The organism is Citreicella sp. C3M06 (assembly GCF_018860705.1).
In the GTDB taxonomy this organism is placed as follows: domain Bacteria; phylum Pseudomonadota; class Alphaproteobacteria; order Rhodobacterales; family Rhodobacteraceae; genus Salipiger.
Genome location: NZ_JAHKQA010000032.1, coordinates 1 through 1,569 on the forward strand (window position 1 = coordinate 1; position 1,569 = coordinate 1,569).

1 protein-coding gene and 2 pseudogenes are annotated in these 1,569 nt (G+C 62.0%); 1 reads left to right on the top strand and 2 read right to left on the bottom strand.

What is annotated here, in order from left to right:
- The first annotated feature begins 134 nt into the window (after positions 1 to 134).
- The gene (locus KO516_RS06345; RefSeq protein WP_216002956.1) at positions 135 to 302 is read left to right on the top strand and encodes a hypothetical protein; all 168 of its coding nucleotides are present in this window, start codon (positions 135 to 137) and stop codon (positions 300 to 302) included.
- A gap of 157 nt (positions 303 to 459) precedes the next feature.
- Here the strand turns inward: KO516_RS06345 and KO516_RS06350 are convergent.
- A pseudogene (locus tag KO516_RS06350) lies at positions 460 to 720 on the bottom strand (tyrosine-type recombinase/integrase); the annotation flags it as partial.
- A 23-nt stretch (positions 721 to 743) separates the two neighbouring features.
- Positions 744 to 1,569, bottom strand: a pseudogene (locus tag KO516_RS06355) (IS3 family transposase); the annotation flags it as partial.

Sequence of the window (1,569 nt, forward strand, 5' to 3'; positions counted from 1 at the left end):
TGAATCCTGACCCTAGGGTCCCAATTGCCTATGATAACCTATGGCAACCTGTGCGCCTGAAGACGCCAGTAGCGGGCCGCAGGTGCCAACTTTCGCAACCGAAGCGCGGAACCAAAGTCGCCATTTAGACGCCAATGCCAGATGCTCTCCTTGTCCGCTACTTGGTGCTCTGGCATGGCTGCGGCGAATGGACGGTTCCGATCCGCTCCAAATCGATGCCCTCGAATGACCGGTTCGACGATGCACGCTATGCGGAAAAATTGATGTGCCGCAAATGCGGGCTGGTGCTGGACCAGAAATAACTGCGCTCGCAAAAGCTTGGTTTGTCCGCGTTGCCGCCGTTGAACGCTTGGAAATGCTGCGCGATGCACGAGCGGCGGGTTTGGTGAAGCCGCGTTGCGGCAACGTGAGGTTGCGCCGATGTCCGGTTCGGGCCGTCCGTGAAGACGGCCCAAGTCTTCAGATTTCGATGGCCTCTGCAATCGCAAGCGCATCTTCCAACTCGACGCCCAAGTATCTGACGGTGCTATCCATCTTCGTGTGGCCCAACAGAAGCTGAACCGCGCGCAGGTTGCCCGTCTTCTTGTAGATCTGCGTCACCTTCGTGCGCCGCATCGAGTGGGTGCCGTAGGCGCTGGCCTCCAAGCCAATGGATGTCACCCATTCACGGACAATTCGTGCGTACTGTCGGGTGGATATGTGCAGCCGTTCATGGAACCGTCTGGTGACCTGCCACTGAACTTTCATCCAGCCGCGACCGGAGCCCGGTTGGTGTTTACGCCGATCGGCGCAGGTTGAGCAATCGCCCGACGCGCGGAGCTTTCATCTCGCGCAGCGGGGCGGGCGATTGCGGTGTTCAGGGCCCGCGCGTAGTCAGCCGGTGTCTGGTAGTCCAAGGCCGAATGCGGGCGTTCGGTGTTGTCGTCGGCAGCCCAGGCGGCGATCACGATCCGCGCGTGGGCCAGGTTTCGGAACATGGTCTCGTTGAGCAGCTCGTCCCGCATCCGCCCGTTGAAGCTCTCCACGAAGCCGTTCTGCATGGGCTTGCCCGGCGCGATGTAGTGCCATTCGATCCGGTGCGCGGCAGTGAAGGTTAAGATAGCGTTACTGGTCAGTTCGGTGCCGTTGTCAGAGACGATCATCCCGGGCTTTCCGCGGCGCTCGATCAGGGCTGTCAGTTCACGAGCCACACGGCGCCCCGAGATCGAGGGTCGACCCATGTGGTCGACGGATCGCCGCGAGGCACTCCCGGGTGACATCGTCGACCACGTTGAGCACCCGGAAGCGCTGACCGTTGGCGAACTGGTCGTGAACGAAATCCAGCGATCCCGGCGACCGGCAGTCGTTTGCACGGCAAACGACGAGAGGGGGCGCGCATTTGGCCGCGCCTCGACCAGGATCGGAGCCCGCGTCCCGACAGCCTTGCGCCGGGCCTTTCGCTTGCGCACCGTTAGCCCTTCCTCGCGGTAGAGCCGATAGATCCGGTTGATGCCAGAAGGCTCGCCTTCGCGCCGCAGAAGCACGAAGAGCCGCCGATAACCGAACCGCCGACGCTCGTTGGCCAGTTCT